This window comes from Mesorhizobium sp. M0633 (assembly GCF_040320645.1).
In the GTDB taxonomy this organism is placed as follows: Bacteria; Pseudomonadota; Alphaproteobacteria; order Rhizobiales; family Rhizobiaceae; genus Mesorhizobium.
This window is the reverse complement of the sequence record NZ_JAMYQC010000015.1, coordinates 63,204-89,325: the sequence shown is the minus strand read 5'-3', so window position 1 is coordinate 89,325 and position 26,122 is coordinate 63,204. Positions and strand designations below refer to the sequence as shown.

Sequence of the window (26,122 nt, the reverse complement as noted above, 5' to 3'; positions counted from 1 at the left end):
TCCGAAGCCCATGGAAGCACGCAAGATCATTCCGGCAGTCTCGGTCTGTGTCGTGCGCGAGAACACGGTGCTGCTGGTCAAGCGGGCCAGGCCGCCCTCGCAAGGCCTCCATGCCTTTCCCGGCGGCAAGGTCGAAGCCGGCGAGACGCTGGAACAGGCAGCACGGCGCGAATTGCTGGAAGAGACCGGATTGCAGGCGCGCAGCTACCGGCCGCTACGGGAAATCCACATCGACGGCAGCGGCGACGGGCATCCGGTCGACTACTGGCTGACGGTGTTTGGGGCCGATTATGCTGGCGGCGAGGCGGTGGCCAGCGACGACGCCGAAACCGCGGCTTTCTATACGCTGGCCGAAATGACAGCGATGCCGCTCGCCGATACGGTGTTTGAAATTGCGGACGATCTACTCGGTCCCAACAAAGACGGCGAGACCTGAGCCAGAGAATCGCCTTGCAGGCGACAAATTGTTTCAGCACAAGGACTCATGAGCCGCACGTCTTCGTTTCTCGCCGCATGCCTCGCCGTCAGCGTGGTTGTCGGTGCGCGCCCGGCGATTGCCGCCGAAGCACCGTTCGAGCCCGGGCTGATGCGGCTGGCGGAAGTGCTCGGCTCGCTGCATTTCCTGCGTAATCTGTGTGGCGAGAAGGGCGATCGGTGGCGAGCCGAGATGGAAAAACTGATCGCATCGGAAAATCCGAACCCGGAGCGGCGCGCCCGCTTCATCGCCAGCTTCAACCGCGGCTACCGGTCGTTCGGCGGTACTTATACGCAATGCACCGCCTCGGCGACGGAAGCCATCAGCCGGTACATGAAGGAAGGCGAGACGCTGTCTCGCGACATCGCTTCGCGCTACGGAAACTGACGACGGCAGCTGCCGTTCCGGCAAACCGGCATCAACCGCCGGCGCTGTGGGCGGCGGACGCGTTCGACACTTCTCCGCTTGCCTCGGGTGAGGTCTTGGTGCAAACCTGATGTTGCACTTTTGCAACTATGTTAACGAAACGTTAGCGCGCGAATGTGAAATTAACTCAAACTGAAGGTTTCCGTCCCCTTGGCCGGCCTAATCGGCTAAGTTTGAATCGGATCGGACGCAGGTTTGCTGGACGCGACGGAATTTGTAGAAGACGACCAAAAAAATGTCGTATTTACAAATACTTACTGCGCCTGCGTGTAAAAGGGACAACTCAAGCTTGATCCCTGTCCAACGGATCACCGCTTGAAAGGGTGGAAATCGCAATGGAACATGGCGTCAACGACATCGACGCGCTGGTCAGGGAAGAAAAGCGCCTGACCGCCGTGGAAAGCCACAGCGAAGCCTGGGCAGAAGGATTGTCGGCCGGGATCGAGCCGGAAATCATCGCCGAGGCAGCCCTCGAAACGGCATTCGGCGAAATGCTGCGCACCAATGGCGAGACCTCGGCGCTTGCCCTGCTCGATCGCATGCGTGAAAAGGTGATTGCCGGGGCCTTCGAGCCCGAAAGACTGCGGCACTGACCCCGGTTCTTTGACGACGGCGCGCCGCCCGGACATCATATCCGGGCACATGGATGGGCTGGAACCAGGGAGTAGCAGGCGGTGAATTTTTCGATATCAGGCAAGCCGCGCGGCCTGGTCCTCAGCATTTGGCTTACTGTTTCCTGCGCCACGATTCCCCTTGCACTGTTTCTTGCGAGCAGTCCCGCTCACGCCCTCAGCGAGATCAAGCGCGAAGACCTGCCCTCGCCGGTCACGCCGCTGCCCGACGGCGACGTGTCGCCGCCTGGAAGTACCGTGCCGATGCCCGGCCCGCTCGGCACGACGCCACCACCGGCCAGCCAGCCGACGCCATCCGACGAGCCGGAACAAACCGAACCGAAAGGGCCGGCCAATGATGGCGGCGTGGCCAATCCGCATGTCGATCCCGACGCGCCTGTGCCCGAAGTCGTCTACGACCTTGCCAAGTTGCCGGAACCGGTCAGGCGCATGCACGATCTGATAGTCGAGGCGTGCAAAAGCGGCGACATCGAAAAGCTTCGGCCGCTGATCGGCACGGGAGACACGATGACCCAATTGTCGCTGGGCGACATGGAGGGCGACCCGATCGCCTTCCTGAAAGGCCTTTCCGGCGACACGGAAGGCCAGGAGATCCTCGCCATCCTGGAAGAGGTGCTCAGTGCCGGTTTTGTCCATGTCGATGCCGGCACGCCGCAGGATCTCTATGTCTGGCCCTATTTCTTCGCCCTGCCGCTGGACAAGCTCGATGCCAGGCAACGGGTCGAGCTGTTCAAGATCGTCACTGCCAGCGACTATGACGACATGAAGCAGTTCGGTGCCTACATCTTCTACCGAGTCGGCATCACGCCGACCGGACAATGGACGTTCTTCGTCGCTGGGGATTGAGTGATTTAGCCTGGCCCCTATGGAGGCAGGGAGCTTAGCCCGCCAACGCCTCGGAAAACTCCACCGCCCTACCCTGGCCCGGCGCGACGATCTCGCCTTCCCACATCACGCGCCGGCCGCGAACGATGGTGCCGACCGGCCAGCCGGTCACCTGCCTGCCGTCATAAGGCGTCCAGCCGACCTTGGAGCCTTGCTGGGCGTTGGCGATGGTCTCGCGGCGCTTCAGATCGACGATGGTCAGATCGGCATCGTAGCCGGCGGCAATACGGCCTTTCCTGGCGATGCCGAAAATACGCTGCGGGCCGTGGCTGGTCAGGTCGACAAAGCGCTGCAACGTCAGCCGGCCGGCGTTGACATGATCCAACATGATCGGCACCAAAGTCTGCACCCCGGTCATGCCGGACGGCGACGCCGGATAAGGCTTTGCCTTCTCGGCCAGCGTGTGCGGCGCATGGTCGGAGCCGAGCACATCAACGGTGCCTTGCGCAACGCCGTACCAGACCCCGTCGCGATGGCGCGTGGCGCGCACCGGCGGGTTCATCTGGATCAGGGTGCCCAACTGCGCATAATCATCGGCGCTCAGCGTCAGATGATGCGGCGTCGCCTCGCAGGTTGCGACATCCTTGTGCTGTTCGAGGAAGCCTATCTCCTCGGCGGTCGAGATGTGCAGCACATGGATCCGGGCGCGGACCTGGCGCGCGATTCGCACAAGGCGCTCCGTGCAGCGCAACGCAGCGATCTCGTCGCGCCACACCGGATGTGAGGACGGATCGCCCGCGATGCGCTCGCCAAGCCGCTCGCGCAGCCGGAACTCGTCCTCGGAGTGAAAGGCGGCGCGGCGGCGTGTGTTCCTCAGGATCGAGGCAACGCCTTCGTCGTCCTCGACCAGCAGGTCGCCGGTGGACGAGCCCATGAAAACTTTTATGCCGGCCGCACCAGGCAGCCGCTCAAGATCGCCAGCGTCTTTTGCATTGTCGCGGGTCCCGCCGACCCAGAAGGCAAAGTCGCAATGCATGCGGCCGGTGGCACGCCGCACCTTGTCGGCAAGGGTTGCCTCACTGGCGGTCAGCGGATTGGTGTTCGGCATCTCGAAGACGGCGGTGACGCCGCCGAGCACCGCTGCCCGCGAGCCCGTCTCCAGATCTTCCTTGTGCTCCAGGCCCGGCTCGCGGAAATGCACCTGGCTGTCGACGACGCCCGGCAGGATGTGCAGCCCACGGCAGTCGATCGTCTCACCGGCCGACGCCTCGCGGAGGTCGCCGATGGCAGCGATGCGCCCACCATTGATGCCGACGTCGCGAAAACCCTGGCCGTCGTGATTGACCACGGTGCCGCCTGTCAGGATGAGATCGTAGATGGGGGCCATACGGATCCGGTCTCTTGCGGGGGAAGTGCCAGCGGCTTACGTAATGACCGATAGTTTTGCAAGATCAGGCTCGTTTTCCCACCATGCCCTTTGCCTCGCTCACAGATCGCGCACTCGTTTCCGTGTCCGGGCCGGATGCCGAGCACTTTTTACAGAACATCCTGACCACCGACCTCGACGTGCTCGGCAGCAGCGAAGCAAAGCCCGGCGCGCTACTAACGCCGCAAGGCAAGATCCTTTTCGACTTCCTGATCTCGCGCGCCGGCGAAAATGCTTTCCGACTTGAATGCCGTACCGAGACCGCCGATGATTTCATGCGCCGGCTGACGCTCTACAAATTGCGCGCCAAAGTCGAAATTGCCAAGCTGGATCAGCCGGTTGTGGCCGTCGCATGGGGAAGCGATTCAACCACTTCGCAATTTGAATCAGCACCGTTTGCTGATGCGCGGTTTGTCGATACTGCCGTCAAGCGCTTCTATGATGACACCGCAGATGGCGGCGACCTTGCCGCATGGCAAGCCTTTCGCATCGCCCATGGCATTGCCGAAAGCGGTGCGGACTACCAACTCGGCGACGCTTTTCCGCATGACGTGCTGCTCGACCAGATCGGCGGTGTCGGCTTCAAGAAAGGCTGCTACGTCGGCCAGGAGGTCGTCTCGCGCATGCAGCATCGCGGCACTGCCAGGCGTCGGGTGTTGATTGTCTCGGCCGAACGCACCCTGCCCACTTCGCGCGCAGAGTTGACCGTGCAGGGGCGACCGGTCGGCACGCTTGGCTCGACCGCGGCCAGGACAGGCCTTGCCATTGCCCGCATCGACCGGGTCAAGGCAGCGCTCGACGCCGGCCTGCCGATCCTGGCGGAGGACGTCGCCGTGTCGCTCGCTATCCCGTCCTGGGCCAAATTCAGCTTTCCGCAGGAAGCCATCGGCGCGGAGGACGCCTGATGGCTGCCGATCGCGCCGGGGCGCCGCCGCGCGCCTGGCAGCGCATGCTGTCCGGCCGACGGCTCGATCTGCTCGATCCCTCGCCGCTCGACATCGAGATCTCCGATATTGCCCATGGCCTTGCCCGCGTCGCACGCTGGAACGGCCAGACCAGAGGCGATCACGCCTTTTCGGTCGCCCAGCATTCGCTGCTGGTCGAAACGCTTGTCGGCGAGCTGATGCCGGATGCCGACGCCGACGCGCGGTTGGCGGCGCTGCTGCACGACGCGCCGGAATATGTCATCGGCGACATGATCTCGCCGTTCAAATCCGTGATGGGCGGCAGCTACAGGGATTGCGAGATCAGGCTGCAGCGCGCCATCCATCTGCGCTTTTCACTGCCGGCCGAACTCGACGCGGGACTGCGCAAGGAGATCAAGCGAGCGGATCAGATCGCCGCTTATTTCGAAGCAACGCTGCTTGCGGGTTTTTCGACGGCAGAGGCGACGGAGTTCTTCGGCAGGCCGCGCGGCTTCAATGCCGAGCGCTTCGACGTCACGCCGCGCTCGGTGACTTGGGCGCAGAATGCCTTTCTCAAACGCTTTGCGGCGATCGAAAAGTCTCGACGCCAGACTGCCGTTCCAGCCGGCTGAAAACGGTAAATTAACCGGCAGGGACAACAGTGCCATGGTTAACCATGGTCCATAGGCTTGCCTCATGCCCGTTGCCGGTATCAAGGCTGGTTCGTCCGTCCGCCGACGGAGGGCCAAAGGCGTTGGTCAGCCGCAACCTATTGAAGACGAGCTGCGCGAACAGAACGAGCGTTTTTCGGCAGCGGTCGAGAACATGTCGCATGGCCTGTGCATGTTCGATGCCGATGAACGGATGATCATCTGCAACAGGAACTACATCAGCATCTTTCGCCTCGACGCCGAAGTGGTGCGGCCCGGCATCCGGTTTTTCGACATCCTCCAGCACAGCGTGGATATCGGCATCGCCTCGCAAAGCGCTGAGCAACTCTATGCCATCCGCAAGCCCTATATCGACCAGGCAAAACCTTCCACCTATGAGGAAACGCTTGCAGACGGGCGTATCGTCAACATTTCGCACCGGCCGCTGGCGTCAGGCGGTTGGGTATCGATCTACGAGGACATCACCGAGCAACGGCGCGCCGAGCAGGAGTTGAAGGAGCAGCACCGCCGTTTCGACGCGGCACTTGCCAACATGTCGCAAGGCCTTTTGATGTACGATGCGGATGGCAAGCTGATCGTCCGCAACGAACGTTTCCTGGAACTTTATCATGTCAGGCCGGCCGACTTCCCGCTTGGCATGAGTCACCATGATGCGTTCAAGCGGCTGCTGGAACTGGGCATTTATACAAAGCTCGACCCCGACAGCGAAATCTCGCAAATCGAAGCCTGCCTGCGGGCGGGGAAAACACACGTAACGCATCGCCATCTCGCTGACGGCAGGACGCTGCTGGTTGCGCGCCGGCCGATGAGCGGCGGCGGCTGGGTCGCGACGTTCGACGACGTCACCGAGCGCAGGCGTGTGGAAGAGCGCATGACCCATCTTGCGCACCACGACACACTGACGAACCTGCCCAATCGCTCGATGCTTCGCGAACGGCTCGACCAAGCCCTGAGTGAGACGAGAGACGGATCGCTGGCGATATTCTCGCTCGACCTCGATCACTTCAAGGCGGTCAACGACACTTGGGGCCATCCTTCCGGCGACTGGCTGCTGAAATGCGTGGCCGAACGGCTGCAACGGTGCCTGCGCAATGAAACGGACGTTGTCTCCCGCTTCGGCGGCGACGAATTCGTCATCATCCAGTTCAATCTCAAAAGCCCGGGCGACGCGGAAAAGCTGGCCAAACGCATCGTCGAGATCATCGGAAAGCCGTTTCGCGACAAAAGACACGACATGCGTGTCGGCATCAGTCTCGGCATCGCGCTGTTTCCGAATGACGGCAAGGACGCCGACACTTTGCTGAAAAATGCCGATATGGCGCTCTATCGGGCAAAGAGCGAAGGGCGCAACCTGTACCGCTTCTTCGAACCAGCCATGGACGCGATGGTGCGGGCACGCCGGGCGCTCGAAATCGATCTCAGGGCAGCGCTGTCGCGCCGGGAATTCGAGCTGGATTTCCAGCCGATCATGAACATCGCCTCCGGCGAAATCGTCGGTGCCGAAGCCTTGATGCGCTGGCGTTCGCCGGTGCGCGGCCTGGTACGGCCGGACGACTTCATTCCGGCCGCCGAGGAGACCGGGCTGATCGTGCCGCTTGGAGAATGGGCGCTGCGAAAAGCCTGCACGACCGCGGCAGGCTGGGCGGCTTGGCGGATCGCAGTCAATGTCTCCGCTGTGCAGATCAAAAGCGGTACCTTTGCCCGCAGCGTTATCTCGGCACTGGCGTTCTCGGGCGTGCCGGCCAACCGGCTTGAACTGGAAATCACCGAAACCGTGCTGATGGACGAGAGCGATCTGGTGCTCAAGACACTCAGGCAGCTACGCGATCTGGGCGTCCGCATCGCGCTGGACGATTTCGGCACCGGCTATTCGTCGCTGGGCTACCTCAGGCGCTTTCCCGTCGACAAGATCAAGATCGATCGCTCTTTCACCCGTGACATCGACAGTCGCGATACCGCGGCGATCGTGCGCACCATCATCGGGCTTGGCGCACAGCTGGGCATCACCGTCACCGCCGAAGGTGTCGAGACCGAAGCGCAGCTTGAATTCCTGCAAAAGGAGGGTTGTGTCGAGGCCCAGGGCTATTTGATCGGGGTGCCGTCAAAGGCGTCGGACATTAATCGGCTGCTGAAGTCGAGCGCGACGATCCGGCAGTCCGGCTAAGTGCGACAGTCTCGCGGAAGCGCGGGCAACCGCCTTAGATCTCCTTGAGATGACGCTCGATCCGCGTGTTAATTCCTTGATAGGAGAAGGCGGCATTCAGTGTGGCGAACCAGGAGGTTCCCAACGGGTCAGAGATGTCCGCTCAATGCCTCCACCATATCCTTGTTCGTCGCCACGGGAACGATCTCGAATTCGACCAGATCCGCCCATTCGATGACCCACCGCTGCAGGAACGTGACGTCATCGGCCTCCACCAGCAGGAAGCAGCGGCTCATATCCGCTGCGATCCAGCTGTGGTGCACGAGAAGCGCGTCCGGCTTCAGGCGGCCCTGGTCGCGGAAACGGCGGTAGATCTCCTTGCGGTCGCAGCCGCGAAAATCCTCGGTTACGAAGAACAGCATCTTTTTCCCCTCAGTTCGGATATTATCGCCCCGGCCGGTCCAGCCGCTCCAGGAACCACTGCGTCAGCCGCACCCAGACCTCGTCTTTTTCGCCGGAGTCTTCCCAGCCGTGGTCGAGGTTGGGGTTGTCGTTGACCTCGATGACGAAGACGCCGTCCCTGGTTTCCTTGAGGTCGACGCCGTAGAGGCCGTCGCCAATGCAGCGCGCCGCGCTCACCGCCGTCTCGACGACATGGGCCGGTGCTTCCTTCAGGGTGAAGGTCTTGATGCCGCCCTGGTCGGGCTTGCCGTTGGCCTTATGATTGACGATCTGCCAATGTTTCTTGGCCATCAGATAATGAACGGCAAACAAGGGCTGGCCGCCGAGGACACCGACGCGCCAGTCATATTCCGTCGGAATGAATTTTTGCGCGATCAGGAGGTCGGAATCCTCCAGCCATTCGGTTGCGAGCGTCTTCAACTCTTCAAAGGTGCCGCATTTCTTGACGCCGCGCGAAAACGAGGAGTCCGGGATCTTCAGCACCAGCGGGAAGCCCAGCGTCTGTGCCGCAACTTCCAGGTCCGAGGTGCCGGCAATCATCACCGTCGGCGGCACCGGTACCTTGTTGTAGGTCATCAGCTCGTTGAGATAGACCTTGTTGGTGCAGCGGATCATCGACAGCGGATCGTCGATGACCGGCATGCCTTCCTGCTGGGCGCGGCGGGCAAAGCGGTAGGTGTGGTTGGAGATCGAAGTGGTCTCGCGGATGAACAGCGCGTCGTAGTTGGCGAGCTTGGCCAGATCCCGCTTGGTGATCGGCTCGATTTCGACACCCATCTTTTCAGCGATCTTGGCCCAGTGGCGCAGCGACGAAATCTCCGACGGCGGCAGTTCCTCATGCGGATCGACCAGCGTTGCGAAAGTGTAGCGCGCCGGCGTGCGGCCCTTGGTGTCGCGCCACTCGCGGTTAGTGTAGGTCTCCAGGCACTGGAGAAAGTGCGTTTCCTCGTCCTCGGTCATCCTGGCCAGGGGATGGAAGCCAATCTTGCGGATCGAGGCCCATTCGGCGCTGTCCCTGATGTGGAGCTCGAGCGCCGGGGCACGGAACCAGTCGAACAGAAGTTTTGCGAAGCGGTCCCATATCCTGGATGGTCCGATGCCGAAGAAGATGCAGACCTTCTGCGGAAAAGCGCCACCCAGGTCCTTGCGGCACTTGTTGAGTGCGAGTTCGAGTTCCGGCAACGCGTGCTCATAGAGCTTGCGTTCTGACAGGTCGATCATCGTTTCGACCGTCGGGATGACCTTATGGCCGCGCGAACCAGCAAGCAGCGACGCGTAATAGCCGCGGCTCTGGTAGCCATAATTGTTCGACAGGTTGATGACCTTCGGCCGCTGACCGCGAAACAGTGCCGGATGGGCAAGGTAGTCGCGATTGGTGATGATCTTGTGCGGCGTCGCCACCTGGTCGAGATCGTTCTGCCGGCCGGTAAGGATGACCCAGGTCATTGGCTGTCGCGCTTTCCGAGAGTGATGGCGGCGCGCAATCCGTCGCGGCCGAATTGCGCCATGTTCATGAAGATGCCGTAAGGCACGGGAATATTGGCAGCATCGAGGATCGTCTCCTGCCGCTCGTCCTCGACCCAGGGGTCGTGGATCAGGATATGATCGCCATCGTCACCGATGGCCAATACCCAGTGCGGAACCTTCTTGCCGAACATCAGGAAGCCGCTGATCAGGACCAGCACCAGTTTTCCCTCTGCGATCGCGGTGCGAATGTCGTCAAGCCCGAATGAACGGTAATTCACCGGGATGCCGTAAAGTTCCGCGCGGCGGCGAAAGTCGACCTGCGCCAGCTCCATGACCCGGCGCTTGTCCTCGCTGCGCACCGACTGCAGGAACAGCGCGCCGTAGAAGGACACATAGATCTCAGCAGCAAGCCCGCTCTCATAGCCGGCGACGGCAAGCCCGAACGGCTCGCAGCCGCCCGGCCCCGACATCATGAAAACGGTCGTCGCCTCACGCCACAGCCGGATTTCCATCACCGGATCCGGCACGAATCCGGGGTCGAAGTTAGCCATCGCCATCATCAGGCAGCATGGTCCGCAGGTGAATTCGCAAGTCTGCTGATAAAACGGCACTTCGGTGGCGACCGGAATGTCGCCGCGCAAGGTCTTCTCATAGCGCAGCGCCGTGGCGCCGTCCTCGTAATAGTCCGGTTCACGGCCGATCTTGCGGTAGCCGCTCTGCTCGTAAATCTGGATGGCGCGCGGATTGTCTTCGCGGACTTCCAAACGAAGCATCATGCGGCCGTGCTCGAAAGCGGCGGCTTCAGCCTCTTCCAGCAGCAGGCGGCCAACGCCACGGCCGCCGAAAAATGGACCGACGGCGATCGAATAGAGCCGCGCGACGCCGCTGCCCTTGCGAAACAGCACGACCGCATAGCCGGCGACGTGACCATCGTTCTCGCCAACCAGCAGTTCGGCGGTGTCGCGTTCGATCAGTTGGCGAAAGGAGCGGCGAGAAATGCGGTCGCTCGAGAAAACAGCTTTTTCGATGGCGGCGAGGTCATCGACGTCGGACGCGCGGGCCTTGCGAATCTCGGCAGGCATGCGGGCTCAGAAAACCTCGATTGGGTTGTGGAAACGGCCCTAGTCTAAACATCGGTCACACCAGCCGAAGCGCCAGCATTCAGCAAGCGCTATCGCACCTCGATTAGGGCCGAATTGTGACAGTTTTTAAGGCAGGCAGGTCGCGCAAAGGCTTTGAAACGACCTTCGTGTTTCGGCATCGGCGCGGCCCCGGAAAAACGAGATCCTGCTCAGCTTTTCAAGCCCGCCAGAAGCTGGCCATAGGCGCTCTTGGCCACCGCAGCCAGCTGCTCGCGCGGCAGCGATCCGACGACGGCGCAGCCATAACCCTTGTCCAGCCAGTAGACGGCCTCAGGACCATTTTCCTCGGACCCATAGGTGCCCTTGGCCTTGGCCGCCGATTCGGCGATTACGAAGAGCGATATGCGCTCGCCCTTGTCGTCCTCGTAAAGCAGCATCGCGGCCTTGCCCTGGCCGGCAGGCAGCAGCCGGCCACCGACCAGTTGGAATCCCTGCGCCGCCAGATCTGGCGCCACCAGCTTCAAACCCACCTGGTTAGACAGCCAGTTCTGCAAATGATCCTTGTCGCTTGCCGGCACTTCCACAGCATGCCGCTTTTCAGCGGCATAGATGACGTGGGCGGCAATCGCCTCTTCGGCAAGCTGGTCCTCGGCCGTATTTTCCAGGCCGAGGCCGCCGATGCCGGCAAGATAGCCGCCAGCACCGCCAATCACCAGCATGGCGGCAGCGGCGGCCGCAAGCCACCAACGCGAGCGCGACGCCGCCGCCCTGACCACCGGCGCCTCGCCAAGCACCACCTTGGTCAGCCGCACCGGGACGGGCTCGTCCAGCACGCCGTTAAAGGCTGCGCGCAACGCTGCCCGGTCGGCGGCGTAGCGTGCGCTCTTGGCCTTCATCTCGGCATTGGCCTCGAGCCATGCCTCATAGGCCGTCCGCTCGTCGCCCGGCAACTCGCCATCGAGAGCCATGTGGATGTCGCGTTCGGAGAAATCGCGTCGGCTCATTTCTCGACGATCCTTATCGATCGACGGCGCGCGGTATCATCAAGCAGCGCGCGCAGTTCCTCGCGCCCGCGCGCGATGCGCGACATCAAGGTGCCGGCGGGAACCCCAAGGATGTTGGCGGCTTCGGCATAGGAAAACCCTTCGATGGCGACCATCACAAGTGCCGCGCGCCGGTCAGGGCTTATCGCCTGCAGCGCGTCGACGATCTCGCGCGAGGCGATGCTCTCGACCTGCTCGGCGGGTGCTGCCTGCGCCTCGCTCGCCTCGAGCGGCAGCATCGCTGCCTCGCCGCGCCGGTTCACCTTGCGCATCTGGTCGATGAACAAATGATGCATGATCGTAAACAGCCACCTCCTGGGGCTTTCTCCTGTCTGCCAATTGTCGAGCCGCACAAGTGCCCGCTCGAGACAATCCTGGACGAGATCGTCAGCGGAATCGCGGTCGCGCAACAGCGAGCGTGCATAGCGGCGCAGACGCGGTATTTCACCAAGGATTGCTGCCTTCTTTTCGTCCATGACCGCTGGTTCTGGGGGGCCCTGTCCGTGATGATTGAACGCGCCTTTGCAGCGCGGCGCAAGCGGCCAGCGCGAAGCGGTCCGCCGCCCCGGTCACCCAAGCAACTGAATAACGCTGCCAGTGGCAGGTTTATTCCCGGCCGATCCCCACCTGAAGACCCCTCTACAAATTCCCCTTCGAGAGGTGCTGAACTTCAAATTGCAATCCGGCCTTTTCGACTGATACCGCAGCTGCGGTAAAGAACCATTGTACCTCGGCTGGCATAATAGACAACAATGCCACCGAAATCATAACGGGTCGCCCCACAGCATCCGGATGTTCTTTGTAGAATTGCCCTTCTAAAACGAAAACACAATATAGATTCAGTTTATTCTCTAGAAGCTCAAGATGATTTTCTACATCATCCCAATCGAGATCATCTACAATGCTGAGCAAATATTCACCATTTTTGCCTTTTGCGACAATATCCACGACGTCCGTATGCTGAACAGCCATCTGTCAATAGCCTTTTCCCGTGATCATAGACTCACACTAATTTACCTCTCTCGCGGCCCTTGTCAGCAGCCGCTGATAAAACAAGCCGATGCCGATGAGCACCGCGCCGAGGCCGATGAAGGACAGCGCCCGCAACACACCTTCCAGCTCCGACATGTCGAAGACGAAGACCTTGAGCACGGCGACCGAGATCAGCGCCGCCGACGCAATGCGCAGCACCTGCGACCTCAGCCAGACACCGGCGGTGAGCAGCACCACGCCGATGACCAGCCAGAGCGCCGAATAGGTATAGGTCTCGAGCTGGCCGAGGCCGCTCCACAGGCCGATGAACTCACCCTTGAACAGCCTCCTGACCGACAGCGTCGCATAGGCGAAGGCGAGCACCGCCGCCACAACCGCCAGCATGGCCGCATACCATTTCGGCCGCTTGTCGCGGGTATAGAGCGCCAGTGCGCCTGTCGCGACTGCCGGCAAGAGGTAGGCGAGCAACAGAAGGTTGAACACCGGAATGCTGCCGGTCGATTCATCCGTCAGCAACGGGTTCAGCGCCAGAAAATGCTGGAGGACGATGAACGCGACCGAGACCACGCCCGCTGCAATCGAGCCGTAGCGCAGCACCGAACTTGGCGAGCGCATGTCGATGGCGACCAGGATGGCACCGCCACCGATGGCGATCAGCGTGTAGATCGCCTGTTCGGCAAGCGTCGCAGCAGCGGTATCGATGACGCCGCCATGCATGGCATGGCGCACCAGCATGGCGACGGTGAGCAGGGCGAACAGCGCGGCGCCGGCCTCCATTGCGAGGCGCGGCCGGCCATTGGTGGTGCGGGCAAGCTGCCAGGCGGCAAAACCGAAAGCGAGCGCCGGCACGCCATATCCAAGCAGCAGCCAGTTGAACACCGGCGTCTTCGACAGGAACTCGGCACCGACGATGGTCGGGTCGAAGACAGCGCGGCCGAGCACTGCAATCACCACACCAACGGAAATCCAGCCAAGCACCGGATAGCTGCGCCAGCGCGTCGCCAGCGCTGGCACAACGGCGGCTGCTCCGAGCAGGATGGTTGTCCAGCCGGAACCAAAGGCCATGTGCAGCATCAGCAGGCCGGCAATCGCCGCCCCGCCGAGCGCGAAGGAGACAGCAGCGCCGCCGGTTAGCGGCGGCCCTTCGCCGCGCGCTATCCATTCGCCGCCGGCGACGAAGACGCCGACCAAAACGGCTGCGACCGCCGCATAAGCAAGGTCTCGGTCGAGATTGCCGAAGGCAGACCAGAGCGCCAGCAGGATGATCAGCGGCGCGACAGCGCTCCAGGCCGCCCATGCGGCGGCGCGCAGCCAGCCAGAGGCCGCAAAACGGCGCGCCGCCCAAAAGCCGGCGCCGATGAAGACCAGGCCGAGAGCGATGCCGACCCTGAGCACCAAGGCATCGGACGCCACGACCGGCATGCCGTCGACGCCGAGAGCGCCACCCGAAAAATCTGAAGCGATCGTGGTCGGCGGAATGATGCCGAGATAGACCAGTACAGTCGCCAGCCCGGCGGCGTGCAGCAGTGCAAGCGCCCGCGGCCGGTAGAGCGCCACCGCCACCAGGGCTGCGACAAGGGCGGCCCCCGGCAATGCACCGCGGATGGCGACGAAGGCCGGATCGACAAACAGGGCCAGCGCCGAAAGGCCGACGAAGAAGCCCGGCGCGATCGACGGCCAGTCGAAGCCGCTGCCGGCGACCGCTTCGTCGCGGCGGCCAAGCCAGACGAAGGCGAGCGCGGCCAGTGTCGCCCCGTCGATAAAGAGGATGACGGCAAGGTTCGCCCCCGGCGCGTCGGTCATATAGAAGATGGTCCAGATGCCCGTGGCGACGAAGGCTGCGGCCGTCAAAAGCCTCCAGTCGCGGATGCGGGCAATGACGCAGGTGGCGGCGAGCACGATCGCCAGATAGCCGAACAGCGCCCACGGATTGGGAGCCTGCGAGGCGACCAGCAGCGGCGTCACCATGGCACCGAGCAGGCCGACGCCGGCCAGCGCCTGACCGTGGACCAGGCTTGCCGCGATCGTCGCCACCCCGATGGCGCCGAGCAGCGTGAAAGCGAGCGTCGGGCCGATGAAGCCGTAAATGCTGTACGCGGCGTAGACGGTACCGAACAGGATGAAAGCGCCGGCCGCCGTCAGGATCGCCGGGATATAGGCACCGGCAGCACCTTGCACCGGCACCCTGAAGCCGGTGCGCCGGATGAACTCGCCGCCGGCGACCAGCACCAGCCCGAGTGCCGCCGCCATGACAAGCCGCACGCGTGGCCCGAAAATGCCGGCCTCGATGGTGTAGCGGATCAGAAACAAGCCACCCAGCGCCAGCGCGATGCCGCCGACCCAGACCGCCCAGCGGGTACCGAGCGCCGTTTCGACGTCGGACTGGCGAGCTGCCTTCGCCGCCGCCGCCGGTTGCGCCGACTCCGGCGCGGACGGCGCCGTTGTATCGGCATCGGCCTCTGTAGCTGACACGACCGCTGCGGTCCGTGGCGATACGGCCATGTCGGCTGCGGCCGCAAGCGGGATTGCGGCATCCGCCGGTTTGCTGTCGTTTGCAGCCGGTTCCTTGGCTTGCGGCGGCAGCGCAGGCGTGCCCGAAAGCACAAGGCTGCGCAAGGCGCCAAGCTCGCGCTCGATCAGGCCGATGCGGCTCTGCTGGCGTGAAATGATGACGAACAGCGCGATGATGGCGACGAGGCCAATCAGGCTTTCAAACATGGCGGTTCCCCCAAACCAGGCCAGTTGTCACTGACATTCAATGTTCAGTGACATTCAAATGCGGCGGCCAAACGGCCGGTCCATTCAACGTGCCGCCAGATTGGCCGGAAAGATCGAGCATGTTTCGGTGCCGAAAGCCAGCAGCTTGCCGTTGGCGTCCTTCAGCGCCGCTTCCGAAACCGTCAGCGTGCGGCCCTTGTGCACCACTTTGCCCTCGCACACCACCTCGCCCGTCCTTGGCGTGATCGGCCGCGTCAAATTCACTTTGAACTCGGCCGTCGCATAGGCCTCGCCCACCTGCGAAATGGTGCCAAGGCCGAGCGGCGAAACGTTTTCGGGATCAGGTTCAACTTCGCTCATCTGGTGGTTTCCCCGGTGGCGGTTTCCCCGGCGCTTGCCTTGCCGGATTCATGGCCGGGTGAATGATGCCTGCGCAAGGCGGCGAGAAACCCGGCGCGGGCGCCGGGAGGCTCGATGCCGCGCGGTTCGTAGACATGGCGGGTCAAAAAGAAGCCGGTCAGCCGGAAGGCGTCCTCGATCGCCGCCGGATCGGCGCGCAGCCCGGAGCCGCGCTGCAGGAAGGCAGGCAGCGCCAGCAGCTTGTCGCGCCACGGCGCGCCCGCCGCCCGCGACACGGCGCGGCCGGATTTCGGCGAGACATAGGCAAGGTCCTGCCTGGTGCCGGTCGCCGCACACTGGCTGAGATCGAGGCCGAAACCGAGTTCGTCGAGTACCAGCAGCTCGAAGCGGGCCACCAGCTCGCCGGCGGCATCGGCATCGTCGAGATGAGCGATCATCACCGCAAGCGTCTCGTAAAGGCCGCCATGGGCGTCACGCTCAGGCAGAAGACGCAAATGCGCGGCCATCGTCTGCAGGCCGTAGACGGCAACGGCGCTGTCCATCAGCCGGGCGGCGTTCATCTCGATAGCCTCGACTTGGAAGGTGCCGAGATGCTCGTCGAGCCGCGCCCGCCACAACAGGTCGACGCGATTGCCGGGCTGCAAGACAGGCTGCTGTTTGCGCGAACGGCCGCCGCGCACGAGACCGAGATGGCGGCCATGCGCGCACGTCATCACCTCGAGAATGGCGCTGGTTTCGCCATGCTTGCGGGTGCCGAGAATGATTCCCTCGTCGCGCCATTCCATGACGAGAGCTTGTCACCGGTTGGATGGCGAAATCAAGATGTGCGACGTATCCGCCGCCAAACCAAAACGGCCCGTAGCGTATCGCTATGGGCCGTTTTTTGCGAGATCGTCGTTTGATCAGAACGAGCGCTGGAAGCGGAAGATGCCGCCGATTGTGTCGGCATCGTCGGCATCGAAATTGTCGTAATAATCGACTTCGGCGGTGATCGTGTAACCAGGAACGATGGTGTAGGCGACGTTGGCCGCAACGGCGAAGTCTTGGTCGTCGGTATAGGAGACCTGGGCGTTCAAAGACGTCTTCTTGTTGACGGCATAGCTGCCGCCGCCCCAGACGGCAAAGTTGCCAGTCCACGGCTTGTAGAAGTTCTTCGCGACGTTGTCGTCGCTGCCGTAGCCCGCCATCACGAACAGGGTCAGGTCAGTAATCGGCTTGACGTCGAGGCGAGCTTTGCCGGCCCATTCTTCCGACGTGCTGTTATAGGCGCCGACCGCAGTGATCGCACCCCAGTCGCCCTTGTATTTCACGCCGCCGACGACAAACGGAACGTAGCTGTCGATCGACTGGTCAGCGCCGGAGCCCGTTTCGACCGAGGCGACTGCCGTAAAGCCATTACCGCCATCGAAATAGTAACTGATCAGGTTGGTGTCCTTGGTGCCGTAAGGAATGATAGTGTCCTGGACGACGTTGCCGGCGTAACCGATGAACGAATCATAGACAGTTTCATCCTTACCGACGCGGAAACCTCCAAGCTGGATCCAGGCGAAGTTCAGGGTAACCGCCTTGTTGTCCTGCACGCTGAAATCAACACCGCTCACGGTGTGTTTGGTGTTGCCGAAGTTGAAACGGGTCTCGGTATAGGTCTTCAACGTGCCGAGCTCGGTCTCCTGGCCGGTCCACGTCTTCAGATTGAAGCGGGCATTCTTGTTCCAGGTCTGCTGCTCGTCACCGTCCATAAGGTCATGTGTCGTCGCGCCATCGAAAACGCGGCCGGCGTCGCCGAAGCTGGCGTCATAGCGGACATAGCCGCCGATGCGCAGGCAGATTTCGGTGCCGGGGACGTAGTAGTAGCCAGCGCCGTAGACGGTCGCAGATCTTGACGTATTCGGCGGGTTCCGGCTCGGCGACCACAACAGCGTCGGCGGCGCGCGCACCGGAGACCGCGACGAATGCCGCGGCTGAGCCGAGAAGAAGGCTCTTGATATTCATTTTCTGACCTCTCCAGTCAAAGTTAAAAATGGCTTTGGATTCATGGGTTGAACGGCTGAACGCCTCACCCACGTCGAAAAAGGCGCGCACCGCACCCCCTCTTCAGGCGGCGAACATACTCTTCCGCATTCCAGTCTCAATGATGATTCCAAAAATAATCAATGTTTGCATAACAGAATAAATCCATGTTGCACAAATATCACTTCATATTTTCTTCACATTTACCGCCGGAACAAACGAGACACTGTCACAATTGTACAAAAATATACTTATGCCATTAGCCGGCAAACCTATCGGAATCCGACATACATTCCTTCTACATGTTCTTTTTTTGGAATAGACTTCTAGAGTTGGCAGCGAGATCAAGCCGACTTCGCCATCGCTGCGTTCTGTGCGGCAAGAACGACTTCCGCCACCAGATCCCGTTTGAGCATTTCAATGGGAATACGTCCGGCGAGGCCGGGCGCGGGGCCGATCAGCCACGACCAGGCATGCCGTGGATCGGGCATCGCGGATAACACTTCCTTGATACCCGGCGCCGGCCTGCCGTCGATGAACTGGGCCAGGGGAAATACATGTTTGCGGCCACCGGAGCGCAACGCAACGACCGTGCCGCTCCGCTGCCAGCGATGCAGGGTCGAGCGCGATATGCCGAGATTTTGCTGCAGGAACGTCGACCCGGCGACCCGACCGGCCCAGTCCTCGACCCGCATCGAGTCGAGGTCGCCCGTTCCGGCCAGGCGTTGGATGTCTGCCCCTTGGCCTTCGTGCGCCGTCGACAGATGCGTCCGGGCACGGCGTTCCGCAGCTTCGGCTGCCAATATCCGCACGAAACGCGACGCCATGCCGGCTAATCTTTCCTGCATGGTGTCGATCGCACTGATGTCGGTCGGCGCAAGCAAAGCGACGGCGGCGGCAACGGCGCCGGCGACCCTGCCCGCTGCAACGACCGCATCGCTGTTCGTTACCTTGCCTTGCCGCGCCAGCACGCGCTCGATCTCAACAGCGACGGCGTTTGCAAACTCGATCTGACGGATGGGGTCGATGCGATTCCAAGTCCCGGTCATGTCCTGATCTGGCTGTTTGCTTGCCGGTTCCGGTTTGCTCGGAAGCGGGTCTTTCGCACAGCCTATAGGCAGGGTGTATGACGGAGAGACGACAAACGGGAACCACGCACGGTCGCAGTATCGGCAGGAGTTCCATTCGATCTACTGGCCGATTTTGCATGAAATATCGGAAATTTCTCAGAACCCGCTCAGGATTTCCCGTCGCGCCGGTACCAATAAGGAACGGGTCGACCGACGTGGTCGACGCATAGCCTCCCGGAATGATTCGGCGGCTGTTCAAGATGCAAGTCGACCGATCGGGCACCGCGGCGACCGCTCAGAATCCTGATGCGACCAACAGGCCGCTCGGCGGATCGCCCAAACAGGCTCAGTGCGGAAATTCGAGCCCCATTTCGCGGTAGCGCTCGGGATCGTCGCCCCAGTTCTCGCGCACCTTGACGAACAGGAAGAGGTGCACCTTCTGCTCGAGTATGCCTGCGATTTCCATGCGCGCGGCCTGGCCGATGGCGCGGATCGTCTCGCCCTTATGGCCGAGCACGATCTTCTTCTGGCTGTCACGCTCGACATAGATTGTCTGGTCGATGCGCACCGAGCCGTCCTTCTTCTCTTCCCATTTCTCGGTCTCGATGTGGGAGGAATAAGGCAGTTCCTGATGCAGCCTGAGATAGAGCTTTTCGCGGGTGATCTCGGCCGCGAGCTGGCGCATCGGCAGGTCAGAGATCTGGTCCTCCGGATAGTACCAGGGGCCGGCCGGCAAGGTCTCGGCGAGATAGTCGAGCAGGTCCTTGCAGCCGGACCCGGTCAGCGCCGAAACCATGAAGGTGCGCTTGAACGGCACCCTTTCGTTGGCTGCCGCCGACAATGCCAGCAACGTCTCGTGCTTGACCCGATCGACCTTGTTGAGGATCAACACCATCGGCTGCCGGACATCCTTCAGCCGCTCGAGGATGGCGTCGGCATCGCCCCGGATGCCGCGCTCGGCATCGATCAAGAGCAGCACGATATCGGCGTCCTTGGCACCGCCCCACGCTGTGGTCACCATCGCGGTGTCCAGCCGGCGCCTCGGCTTGAATATGCCCGGCGTGTCGACGAAGACGATCTGCGCGTTGTTGTGGGTGGCAATGCCGCGCACGATAGCGCGCGTGGTCTGCACCTTGTGCGTCACGATCGACACCTTGGCGCCGACCAATTGGTTGACCAGCGTCGATTTCCCCGCATTGGGCGCGCCGATCAGCGCGACGAAGCCGGAGCGGGTAGCGGGAGCTTCTGTTGCCGGAGCTTCGGTGGCGGTCATGCGGCACTCCCTTGATCGAGCCAGACGCCTTCCCGCTGCAGAAGTGCCGCGGCTGCAGTCTGCTCTGCCTCGCGCTTGGAGCGCCCGCTGCCGGTCGCCGGCGGATAGGCGCCGACCTTGACACTGACGGTGAACAGCGGATCGTGGTCCGGTCCCTCGCGGCTGTCGATTATGTAAACCGGCACTGCGCCTGCCGCCTGATGCGCCCATTCCTGGAGTTCGGTTTTCGCATCGCGACGGGCGGCGTCAATGGCTTGCGAGCGCGGCTGCCAGTATCTGTGGATGAAGGCACGGGCCGCTTCCAACCCTCCGTCGAGATAGAGCACGGCGATCAGCGATTCCAATGCATCGGCGCGCAGATTGACGCGCTTGCGCCCGTCGAGGCCGCGTACGTCCGAACCGGCGCGAATAAGTTCCGGCAGGCCGATCTCCTCGGCAATTTCCGCCAGGGCTTCAGCGTTGACCAGAGCGTTCAATCTCAGCGACAGCTCACCCTCGGCGGCGTCGGGAAATGCCGCCAGCAGCATATCGGCAACGACAAGGCCGAGAACGCGGTCGCCCAGGAATTCGAAACGTTCGTAGTCGACGCCGGCGTGACTGCCGCGAGCGCTGGCATGGGTCAGCGCCCGCTGCAGGCGCTGATGGTCGCCAAAACTGTGGCCGGTGCGCTCCCTGAGCGCCTCGGCGAGCGCATCGGCGGTCAGCCGTTTCGTCGCCGCCATGGCCCTAATTGACGAAATGGAACAGGCGCGAGGCGCGCATCAGTGACGGCCATTTCCAGATTTCGAGCGGGCTGGCGCTGCCGCCGATCGAGAAGAAAATGAGGTTGGCGCGGCCGACCAAATTCTCGTCCGGCACGAAGCCGACGGTGAAGCGGCTGTCCGACGAGTTGTCGCGATTGTCGCCCATCATGAAATAGTGACCGGGCGGCACCTTGAACTCTTTGGTATTGTCGCCGATCGAAGCCTGCGTCAGGTCGAGCGTGTCGTAGCTGACGCCGTTCGGCAGCGTCTCGCGATAAACATCGACCGGCCCGTTCTCCTCGGTGATGTCGCGGTTGTCGATCTGCCCGACCTTGACGCGCGGCACGCCCACGTCGTTGATGAAGAGCTGGCCATCCTTGACCTGGATCTTATCGCCCGGCAGGCCGACGACGCGCTTGATATAATCGACAGAAGGATCCGGCGGAAACTTGAACACCACCACGTCGCCGCGCTTCGGCTCTGAGCCCCAGATGCGGTCCGAAAAGATGTTCGGCCCGAACGGCAGTGAATAGCGGGAGAAGCCGTAGGACCACTTGGTGACGAAGAGATAGTCGCCTTCGAGCAAAGTCGGCCGCATCGACCCGGACGGGATCGAGAACGGCTGGAACAGGAGCGTGCGGATGACCAGCGCAAGCAGCAGGGCCTGGACTATGACGCTGACGGTTTCGCCAAGTCCGCCGGATTTCTTCTGGGTTTTTTCAGCCACGCTCATGTCGTCCTCGATTGTGCGTTGGATGGTATAGAGTCTCGGCGCGCGCTGGGCAACGTCATGCCGCTGGTCAGATGCAATCAATGTGGCGCTTCTTCGACCGGCAACGCTTCAATGATCACAAAGGCTTGAGCGAGCGGAAAATCATCGGTGATGGTGAGGTGGATCACCGCGCGGTGCCCTTCAGGCAGAATTTCGTCCAGCCGCGCTGCCGCCCCATTGGTCAGCGCCATGGTCGGCTTGCCGCTGGCCAGGTTGACGACCCCCATGTCGCGCCAGAACACACCCTGCGCCAGACCGGTACCCAATGCCTTGGCGCAGGCTTCCTTGGCAGCGAAACGCTTGGCGTAGGAGGCCGCACGCGCCGCGCGGTTTTCGGAGCGCGCCTGTTCGATCTCGGTGTAGATGCGCTGGATGAAGCGCTGGCCATGGCGTTCCAGCGACTTCTCGATGCGTCTGATGTCGATGAGGTCGCTGCCGATACCGATAATCATTCGGCAGGAACTTCCGGCCCGGTTTTTCCAGCCTTTGCCGCTCTTTCGGCCAGCCGCTTGCGGCGCTGCTCGTGGAAAGTGACCATGCCCCAGCGGGTGATGCCGTAAAACAGCAGGCCGAAAACCAGGCCGAGCGGTATTGCGCCGATCGTCATCGGCTTCAGCACCGGTCCCCACAATTGCGCAAAGGAAAGATTATGCAGCATGTCGCCGAGATGCGCGGGCGGGCCATGCGCCGGCAGGTGTTCATGCAGGATCAGCTTGCCGACCTCCCAGGAGGCGGCCCATAGCAGCGGAAAGGTCAGGGGGTTGCCGAAGACCGTGCCGAGTGCTGCCGCGACCAGATTGCCGGCGATCAGCCAGCACAGGATGGCAGCAATGATGAAGTGAAAGCCAAGCGGGAAAAACGACGCGAATACGCCCGCCGCAACACCGGCGGCCACGGCATGCGGCGTGGCCCTAAGCCGCAGGATGCGTTTGGAGAAATACCGCAGCGAGCGCGAGAACGAGCGGCGCGGCCACAAATAAGTACGCACCCGCTCGAAAAAACCATCAGGCTTGCGCCGTCGAAAAAGCACTCTGTTCCTGTTCCTAGTTCCGTCAATAGCTTCACGCCGGCTTCTCCAGCCGGGCGCGACAGCCCTATGCTGCGCTCTGCGGTCGCCGAAAAGCAACTACGACTTTGATATAGCGATGCGCTGGCCGAAGAACAACGAGGCCGAGGCATCCGCTCGGTGGCCGGTCGCGCCAGCCTTGGGTATCGCCGTTCTGAACAGGGTATGATCGCGGCGAATTTAAGGAGCGTCGCTTAGGATCGATATTCGCTGACCTCGACGAGGTTGCCGTCCGGGTCACGAAAATAGACCGACATTATCGCGCCACGAGCGCCGGCACGCTCGACCGGGCCGACCTCTATCACCACACCATTGGCGGCGAGGTTGGCACATATCTCGGCGAGCGGCCGGGCAGCAATCAAGCAGAAATCTCCGGAGCCCGGCGTCGGCGCCTTGGCCTTCGGCTCGAAGGTACGCCCGACCTCATGCACATTGATCTTTTGCGTTCCAAACAGCAGCGCCGTTGGTCGATCCGGCTCGTCGAGGCGCTCGAAGCCAAGCACGCGCTGATAGAAGGCGCAGGTATCGTCCACCGAACGAACTGTCAGCACGAAATGATCGATGCCGGCAATCACGGCAGCGTCTCAGTCATATATTGCGGCTGCCCGGCTTGATCGCCGGTATGGCGGCGAGCTCGGGCGGCAGCATGTCGGCTGGATAGGCCGGAACTTCATATTCGGCGAGCGCGATCAGCGGCACGCCGACATCGGTCTTGCCGGCCGAGCGGTCGATGATGCATGCGGCGGCAACGACTTCGGCGCCAAGGCCGCGCAGGCAGTCGATGGTCTCGCGGATCGACAGGCCGGTGGTGACGATGTCCTCGACAATGACGACGCGCGATCCCTTGGCGATCTCGAAGCGGCGCAGCCTGAATTCGCCCCCTTCCCGCTCGACCCAGATCGCCGGCGCACCAAGATGGCGCGAGGTCTCATAGGCCGGGATCAGCCCGCCGATCGCCGGGCCGACGACGTAGTCGATCCTGCCGGGCACGCCAGTGCGGATCTTTTCGGCGAGCGCCTTGCACAAGCGCTCGGTCTTGTCGGCATGCATGAAAACGCGCGCCTTCTGCAGGAAGACCGGGCTGCGCAGGCCCGACGTCAGGATGAAATGCCCTTCGAGAACGGCGCCGGCCTCGCGGAAAATGCCCAGCACTTCATCGGTGTTCATCGTTCACTCCATGTCCATGGTGAATGGTGAATGGTAGTAGGGTAGTGAGAGCACCCTCTTTCACTATTCACTATTCACTATTCGCTATTCACCCATTCACGCGCCTTGCATCGCTGACGCTCGAATTGTCCTTTAGCTGCGACAGCAGCCGGTTCAAGTGCTTGAGGTCCCACACTTCAAGATCGATCAGCATTTCGGTGAAATCGGGCGCGGTGCGCACCATCGACAGAGTGTGGATGTTGGCGTCGTTGGATGCGACGACCTGTGCAATGTCGGCCAGCGAACCCGGCGCGTTGATGGCGGTGACCGAGACGCGCGCCGGGAACCGCTCCTTGGTGCGCTCGTCAATATCCCAGCGCACGTCGATCCAGCGCTCGGGCTGGTCGTCAAAGGCCTGCAGCGCCGGCGACTGGATCGGATAGATGGTGATACCGGTTCCCGGCTGCACGATGCCGACGATGCGATCGCCTGGCACTGCCCCCTCCGGCGCGAAGCGCACCGGCAGATCGCCGCGCACGCCGCGGATCGGCACCGCATCGTCTCGCGGCTGGTTCTTGTCCTTGCGTGCGGCGCGGCCCGGAATCTGGAACAGCATGCCGGCGGCGTTGCGGATCTTCGACCAGCCCTCCTCGCGCTGCTTGGGCGCGACCAGCGTGACACGCTCGTCCTTGTAGTCGGGAAACACCGCCTTCATGACATCGGTGGAGGCAAGTTCGCCTCGGCCGACCGCGGCCAGTACATCCTCGATGTCCTTGCGCGCCAGCCGGTGCAGCACCGGCTTCAGGCTTTCTTTGGTGAAGGTCTTGCCAGAGCGTTCGAAGGCGCGCTCCAGAATGCGGATACCGAGACCCGAATATTGCTTGCGAATGGCGTTCTTGGTGGCGCGGCGGATGGCCGAGCGTGCCTTGCCGGTAACGACCACCGATTCCCACGCCGCCGGCGGGACCTGCGCCTTCGAGCGGATGATCTCGACCTCGTCGCCGTTCTTCAGCTCCGTCATCAGCGGCATGATGCGGCCATTGACCTTGGCGCCGACGCAAGTGTCGCCGACGTCGGTGTGGACGGCATAGGCAAAGTCGATCGGCGTGGCGCCGCGCGGCAGCGCGATCAGCATGCCCTTCGGCGTGAAGCAGAATACCTGGTCCTGAAACAGTTCCAGCTTGGTGTTTTCGAGGAAGTCCTCGGGATTGTCGCCTTCGGCAAGCTGCTCGATGGTGCGCCGCAGCCAGGCATAGGCATTGGTTTCCTTCGAGATCGCATGGGCGGCACCATTCATCTTGCCACCGGTATCCTTATAGATCGAATGAGCCGCGACGCCGTATTCGGCGATCTTGTTCATTTGATAGGTGCGGATCTGCAATTCGACGCGCTGGCGCGACGGGCCGACGATGGTGGTGTGGATCGAGCGGTAGTCGTTCTGCTTCGGCGTCGAGATGTAATCCTTGAAGCGGCCGGGCACCATCGACCAGGTGGTGTGGATGGCGCCGAGCGCGCGGTAACAGTCCTCGACCGTCTCGACAACGACGCGGAAGCCGAAAATGTCGGACAGCTGCTCGAACGACAGCGCCTTGGCCTCCATCTTGCGGAATACCGACCACGGCTTCTTCTGCCGGCTCTTGACCTCGGCCTTGATCGAATATTTGTCGAACAGCGTGGAGAGCGCCTTCTCGATCTCCGACAGCACGCCCTTGTTGCGCTCGAAGATTTCGGCCAGCCGTGCGGTGACGGCGCGGTAGGCTTCCGGATTGATGAAGCGGAAGGCAATCTCCTCCAGCTCCTCGCGCATGCCTTGCATACCCATGCGGCCGGCCAGCGGCGCGTAGATGTCCATCGTCTCTTCGGCGATGCGCAGGCGCTTGGCTTCCGGCACATGGTCGAGCGTGCGCATATTGTGCAGGCGGTCGGCGAGCTTGACCAGAAGCACGCGCACGTCTTCCGAGATCGCCAGCAACAGCTTGCGCAGGTTCTCCGCCTGCTCGGCCTTCTTCGAGACGAGGTCGAGCTTCTTCAGCTTGGTCAGGCCCTCGACCAGCTTGCCCATTTCCGGGCCGAACAATTCGTCGATCTCGGCCCTGGTCGCCGTGGTGTCCTCGATCGTGTCGTGCAGCAAGGCAACGGCGATCGTCGCCTCGTCCATGTGCATTTCGGTGAGGATGGCGGCGACTTCGAGCGGATGCGAGAAATACGGGTCGCCGGAGGCGCGTTTCTGGTGGCCATGCTTCTGCATGGCGTAAACATAGGCCTTGTTGAGCAGCGCCTCGTTGACGTCAGGCTTGTAGCGCTGCACGCGCTCGACAAGCTCATACTGACGCATCATGGCCGGGATCTCGCAATGCTGAAATGAATCATGCGCCGCACTGGCGTACGGCGCATGTCATAGATAGCCACGAAAC

The 26,122-nt window shown here is 62.2% G+C and carries 26 protein-coding genes and 1 pseudogene; 7 read left to right on the top strand and 20 right to left on the bottom strand.

What is annotated here, in order from left to right; all coding sequences use genetic code 11:
• The first annotated feature begins 10 nt into the window (after positions 1 to 10).
• The 4 genes from NKI47_RS17690 (at position 11) to NKI47_RS17675 (ending at position 2,379) form a co-directional block, all read left to right on the top strand.
• Complete coding sequence (locus NKI47_RS17690) at positions 11 to 436, top strand: NUDIX hydrolase (protein WP_352592046.1); 426 nt, start codon at positions 11 to 13, stop codon at positions 434 to 436.
• 48 nt (positions 437 to 484) lie between these two features.
• Positions 485 to 862, top strand: coding sequence for a TIGR02301 family protein (locus tag NKI47_RS17685; RefSeq protein WP_023677748.1), 378 nt, complete (start codon positions 485 to 487; stop codon positions 860 to 862).
• A gap of 374 nt (positions 863 to 1,236) precedes the next feature.
• Positions 1,237 to 1,494 carry a hypothetical protein gene (locus NKI47_RS17680; RefSeq protein WP_023677749.1) on the top strand — a complete coding sequence of 86 codons (258 nt, stop codon included), beginning with the start codon at positions 1,237 to 1,239 and terminating at the stop codon, positions 1,492 to 1,494.
• 81 nt (positions 1,495 to 1,575) lie between these two features.
• The gene (locus NKI47_RS17675) at positions 1,576 to 2,379 is read left to right on the top strand and encodes a hypothetical protein (RefSeq protein WP_352592043.1); all 804 of its coding nucleotides are present in this window, start codon (positions 1,576 to 1,578) and stop codon (positions 2,377 to 2,379) included.
• A 34-nt stretch (positions 2,380 to 2,413) separates the two neighbouring features.
• Here the strand turns inward: NKI47_RS17675 and NKI47_RS17670 are convergent, their stop codons facing one another.
• A complete protein-coding gene (locus NKI47_RS17670) occupies positions 2,414 to 3,745 on the bottom strand; it encodes a dihydroorotase (RefSeq protein ID WP_352592040.1) in 1,332 nt (443 codons plus the stop codon).
• 83 nt (positions 3,746 to 3,828) lie between these two features.
• On the opposite strand from NKI47_RS17670, the gene ygfZ reads away from it, so the two are divergent.
• The 3 genes from ygfZ to NKI47_RS17655 all read left to right on the top strand — a co-directional run bounded on the left by ygfZ (position 3,829) and on the right by NKI47_RS17655 (position 7,524).
• Positions 3,829 to 4,689 carry a CAF17-like 4Fe-4S cluster assembly/insertion protein YgfZ gene (ygfZ, locus tag NKI47_RS17665; RefSeq protein ID WP_352592037.1) on the top strand — a complete coding sequence of 287 codons (861 nt, stop codon included), beginning with the start codon at positions 3,829 to 3,831 and terminating at the stop codon, positions 4,687 to 4,689.
• Positions 4,689 to 5,321, top strand: coding sequence for an HD domain-containing protein (locus NKI47_RS17660; RefSeq protein WP_023677753.1), 633 nt, complete (start codon positions 4,689 to 4,691; stop codon positions 5,319 to 5,321). The genes ygfZ and NKI47_RS17660 overlap by 1 nt, the downstream gene beginning before the upstream one ends.
• Before the next feature lie 64 nt (positions 5,322 to 5,385).
• Complete coding sequence (locus NKI47_RS17655) at positions 5,386 to 7,524, top strand: putative bifunctional diguanylate cyclase/phosphodiesterase (protein WP_023677754.1); 2,139 nt, start codon at positions 5,386 to 5,388, stop codon at positions 7,522 to 7,524.
• 128 nt (positions 7,525 to 7,652) lie between these two features.
• Here the strand turns inward: NKI47_RS17655 and NKI47_RS17650 are convergent, their stop codons facing one another.
• The 19 genes and pseudogenes from NKI47_RS17650 to NKI47_RS17560 all read right to left on the bottom strand — a co-directional run bounded on the left by NKI47_RS17650 (position 7,653) and on the right by NKI47_RS17560 (position 26,046).
• Positions 7,653 to 7,925, bottom strand: coding sequence for a DUF3303 domain-containing protein (locus tag NKI47_RS17650; RefSeq protein WP_352592034.1), 273 nt, complete (start codon positions 7,923 to 7,925; stop codon positions 7,653 to 7,655).
• Between the two features lie 22 nt (positions 7,926 to 7,947).
• On the bottom strand, positions 7,948 to 9,411 hold the full coding sequence (locus NKI47_RS17645; protein ID WP_352448993.1) for a RimK family ATP-grasp domain-containing protein: 1,464 nt from the start codon (positions 9,409 to 9,411) through the stop codon (positions 7,948 to 7,950).
• Positions 9,408 to 10,514, bottom strand: a complete 1,107-nt coding sequence (locus tag NKI47_RS17640) for a peptidase C39 family protein (protein WP_023677756.1) — start codon at positions 10,512 to 10,514, stop codon at positions 9,408 to 9,410. Before NKI47_RS17640 ends, NKI47_RS17645 begins: the two co-directional genes overlap by 4 nt.
• Before the next feature lie 209 nt (positions 10,515 to 10,723).
• Positions 10,724 to 11,518 (bottom strand): anti-sigma factor family protein, encoded by a 795-nt coding sequence (locus NKI47_RS17635; protein ID WP_352592031.1) that lies wholly within the window; start codon positions 11,516 to 11,518, stop codon positions 10,724 to 10,726.
• Positions 11,515 to 12,033 carry a sigma-70 family RNA polymerase sigma factor gene (locus NKI47_RS17630; RefSeq protein WP_023719875.1) on the bottom strand — a complete coding sequence of 173 codons (519 nt, stop codon included), beginning with the start codon at positions 12,031 to 12,033 and terminating at the stop codon, positions 11,515 to 11,517. Before NKI47_RS17630 ends, NKI47_RS17635 begins: the two co-directional genes overlap by 4 nt.
• A gap of 163 nt (positions 12,034 to 12,196) precedes the next feature.
• On the bottom strand, positions 12,197 to 12,529 hold the full coding sequence (locus NKI47_RS17625) for a DUF6572 domain-containing protein (RefSeq protein WP_051406156.1): 333 nt from the start codon (positions 12,527 to 12,529) through the stop codon (positions 12,197 to 12,199).
• A 36-nt stretch (positions 12,530 to 12,565) separates the two neighbouring features.
• Positions 12,566 to 15,268, bottom strand: coding sequence for a DUF2339 domain-containing protein (locus tag NKI47_RS17620; RefSeq protein WP_352592028.1), 2,703 nt, complete (start codon positions 15,266 to 15,268; stop codon positions 12,566 to 12,568).
• 84 nt (positions 15,269 to 15,352) lie between these two features.
• A complete protein-coding gene (locus tag NKI47_RS17615) occupies positions 15,353 to 15,628 on the bottom strand; it encodes a PaaI family thioesterase (RefSeq protein WP_023677761.1) in 276 nt (91 codons plus the stop codon).
• A complete protein-coding gene (gene recO / locus NKI47_RS17610) occupies positions 15,625 to 16,413 on the bottom strand; it encodes a DNA repair protein RecO (protein WP_352592025.1) in 789 nt (262 codons plus the stop codon). Before recO ends, NKI47_RS17615 begins: the two co-directional genes overlap by 4 nt.
• A gap of 117 nt (positions 16,414 to 16,530) precedes the next feature.
• Positions 16,531 to 17,620, bottom strand: a pseudogene (locus tag NKI47_RS17605) (porin).
• A gap of 362 nt (positions 17,621 to 17,982) precedes the next feature.
• Positions 17,983 to 18,687: an antitoxin Xre/MbcA/ParS-like domain-containing protein gene (locus NKI47_RS17600; RefSeq protein WP_352592022.1), complete on the bottom strand. Its 705-nt coding sequence runs from the start codon at positions 18,685 to 18,687 to the stop codon at positions 17,983 to 17,985.
• A gap of 367 nt (positions 18,688 to 19,054) precedes the next feature.
• Positions 19,055 to 19,981 carry a GTPase Era gene (gene era / locus NKI47_RS17595; protein WP_352592019.1) on the bottom strand — a complete coding sequence of 309 codons (927 nt, stop codon included), beginning with the start codon at positions 19,979 to 19,981 and terminating at the stop codon, positions 19,055 to 19,057.
• The gene (gene rnc, locus NKI47_RS17590) at positions 19,978 to 20,703 is read right to left on the bottom strand and encodes a ribonuclease III (RefSeq protein ID WP_352592016.1); all 726 of its coding nucleotides are present in this window, start codon (positions 20,701 to 20,703) and stop codon (positions 19,978 to 19,980) included. Before rnc ends, era begins: the two co-directional genes overlap by 4 nt.
• A gap of 4 nt (positions 20,704 to 20,707) precedes the next feature.
• Positions 20,708 to 21,457, bottom strand: a complete 750-nt coding sequence (gene lepB, locus NKI47_RS17585; protein WP_352592013.1) for a signal peptidase I — start codon at positions 21,455 to 21,457, stop codon at positions 20,708 to 20,710.
• Positions 21,458 to 21,534: 77 nt separating this feature from the next.
• Positions 21,535 to 21,948: a holo-ACP synthase gene (gene acpS, locus NKI47_RS17580; RefSeq protein WP_023719885.1), complete on the bottom strand. Its 414-nt coding sequence runs from the start codon at positions 21,946 to 21,948 to the stop codon at positions 21,535 to 21,537.
• Positions 21,945 to 22,526, bottom strand: a complete 582-nt coding sequence (locus NKI47_RS17575; RefSeq protein ID WP_023677769.1) for a DUF2062 domain-containing protein — start codon at positions 22,524 to 22,526, stop codon at positions 21,945 to 21,947. Before NKI47_RS17575 ends, acpS begins: the two co-directional genes overlap by 4 nt.
• 230 nt (positions 22,527 to 22,756) lie before the next feature.
• The gene (locus NKI47_RS17570; protein ID WP_352592010.1) at positions 22,757 to 23,137 is read right to left on the bottom strand and encodes a VOC family protein; all 381 of its coding nucleotides are present in this window, start codon (positions 23,135 to 23,137) and stop codon (positions 22,757 to 22,759) included.
• 13 nt (positions 23,138 to 23,150) lie between these two features.
• Positions 23,151 to 23,729 carry an orotate phosphoribosyltransferase gene (gene pyrE / locus NKI47_RS17565; RefSeq protein WP_352449004.1) on the bottom strand — a complete coding sequence of 193 codons (579 nt, stop codon included), beginning with the start codon at positions 23,727 to 23,729 and terminating at the stop codon, positions 23,151 to 23,153.
• An 88-nt stretch (positions 23,730 to 23,817) separates the two neighbouring features.
• Positions 23,818 to 26,046 (bottom strand): RelA/SpoT family protein, encoded by a 2,229-nt coding sequence (locus tag NKI47_RS17560; RefSeq protein WP_023677772.1) that lies wholly within the window; start codon positions 26,044 to 26,046, stop codon positions 23,818 to 23,820.
• Positions 26,047 to 26,122: the final 76 nt, after the last annotated feature.

Bases quoted from the DNA above. Each gene is read 5' to 3' on its own strand.
- NKI47_RS17690 (WP_352592046.1), top strand. From the start codon at position 11: ATGGAAGCACGCAAGATCATTCCGGCAGTCTCGGTCTGTGTCGTGCGC.
- NKI47_RS17685 (WP_023677748.1), top strand. From the start codon at position 485: ATGAGCCGCACGTCTTCGTTTCTCGCCGCATGCCTCGCCGTCAGCGTG.
- NKI47_RS17680 (WP_023677749.1), top strand. From the start codon at position 1,237: ATGGAACATGGCGTCAACGACATCGACGCGCTGGTCAGGGAAGAAAAG.
- NKI47_RS17670 (WP_352592040.1), bottom strand. From the start codon at position 3,745: ATGGCCCCCATCTACGATCTCATCCTGACAGGCGGCACCGTGGTCAAT.
- ygfZ (WP_352592037.1), top strand. From the start codon at position 3,829: ATGCCCTTTGCCTCGCTCACAGATCGCGCACTCGTTTCCGTGTCCGGG.
- NKI47_RS17660 (WP_023677753.1), top strand. From the start codon at position 4,689: ATGGCTGCCGATCGCGCCGGGGCGCCGCCGCGCGCCTGGCAGCGCATG.
- NKI47_RS17655 (WP_023677754.1), top strand. From the start codon at position 5,386: ATGCCCGTTGCCGGTATCAAGGCTGGTTCGTCCGTCCGCCGACGGAGG.
- NKI47_RS17650 (WP_352592034.1), bottom strand. From the start codon at position 7,925: ATGCTGTTCTTCGTAACCGAGGATTTTCGCGGCTGCGACCGCAAGGAG.
- NKI47_RS17645 (WP_352448993.1), bottom strand. From the start codon at position 9,411: ATGACCTGGGTCATCCTTACCGGCCGGCAGAACGATCTCGACCAGGTG.
- NKI47_RS17640 (WP_023677756.1), bottom strand. From the start codon at position 10,514: ATGCCTGCCGAGATTCGCAAGGCCCGCGCGTCCGACGTCGATGACCTC.
- NKI47_RS17635 (WP_352592031.1), bottom strand. From the start codon at position 11,518: ATGAGCCGACGCGATTTCTCCGAACGCGACATCCACATGGCTCTCGAT.
- NKI47_RS17630 (WP_023719875.1), bottom strand. From the start codon at position 12,033: ATGGACGAAAAGAAGGCAGCAATCCTTGGTGAAATACCGCGTCTGCGC.
- NKI47_RS17625 (WP_051406156.1), bottom strand. From the start codon at position 12,529: ATGGCTGTTCAGCATACGGACGTCGTGGATATTGTCGCAAAAGGCAAA.
- NKI47_RS17620 (WP_352592028.1), bottom strand. From the start codon at position 15,268: ATGTTTGAAAGCCTGATTGGCCTCGTCGCCATCATCGCGCTGTTCGTC.
- NKI47_RS17615 (WP_023677761.1), bottom strand. From the start codon at position 15,628: ATGAGCGAAGTTGAACCTGATCCCGAAAACGTTTCGCCGCTCGGCCTT.
- recO (WP_352592025.1), bottom strand. From the start codon at position 16,413: ATGGAATGGCGCGACGAGGGAATCATTCTCGGCACCCGCAAGCATGGC.
- NKI47_RS17600 (WP_352592022.1), bottom strand. From the start codon at position 18,687: ATGACCGGGACTTGGAATCGCATCGACCCCATCCGTCAGATCGAGTTT.
- era (WP_352592019.1), bottom strand. From the start codon at position 19,981: ATGACCGCCACCGAAGCTCCGGCAACAGAAGCTCCCGCTACCCGCTCC.
- rnc (WP_352592016.1), bottom strand. From the start codon at position 20,703: ATGGCGGCGACGAAACGGCTGACCGCCGATGCGCTCGCCGAGGCGCTC.
- lepB (WP_352592013.1), bottom strand. From the start codon at position 21,457: ATGAGCGTGGCTGAAAAAACCCAGAAGAAATCCGGCGGACTTGGCGAA.
- acpS (WP_023719885.1), bottom strand. From the start codon at position 21,948: ATGATTATCGGTATCGGCAGCGACCTCATCGACATCAGACGCATCGAG.
- pyrE (WP_352449004.1), bottom strand. From the start codon at position 23,729: ATGAACACCGATGAAGTGCTGGGCATTTTCCGCGAGGCCGGCGCCGTT.
- NKI47_RS17560 (WP_023677772.1), bottom strand. From the start codon at position 26,046: ATGATGCGTCAGTATGAGCTTGTCGAGCGCGTGCAGCGCTACAAGCCT.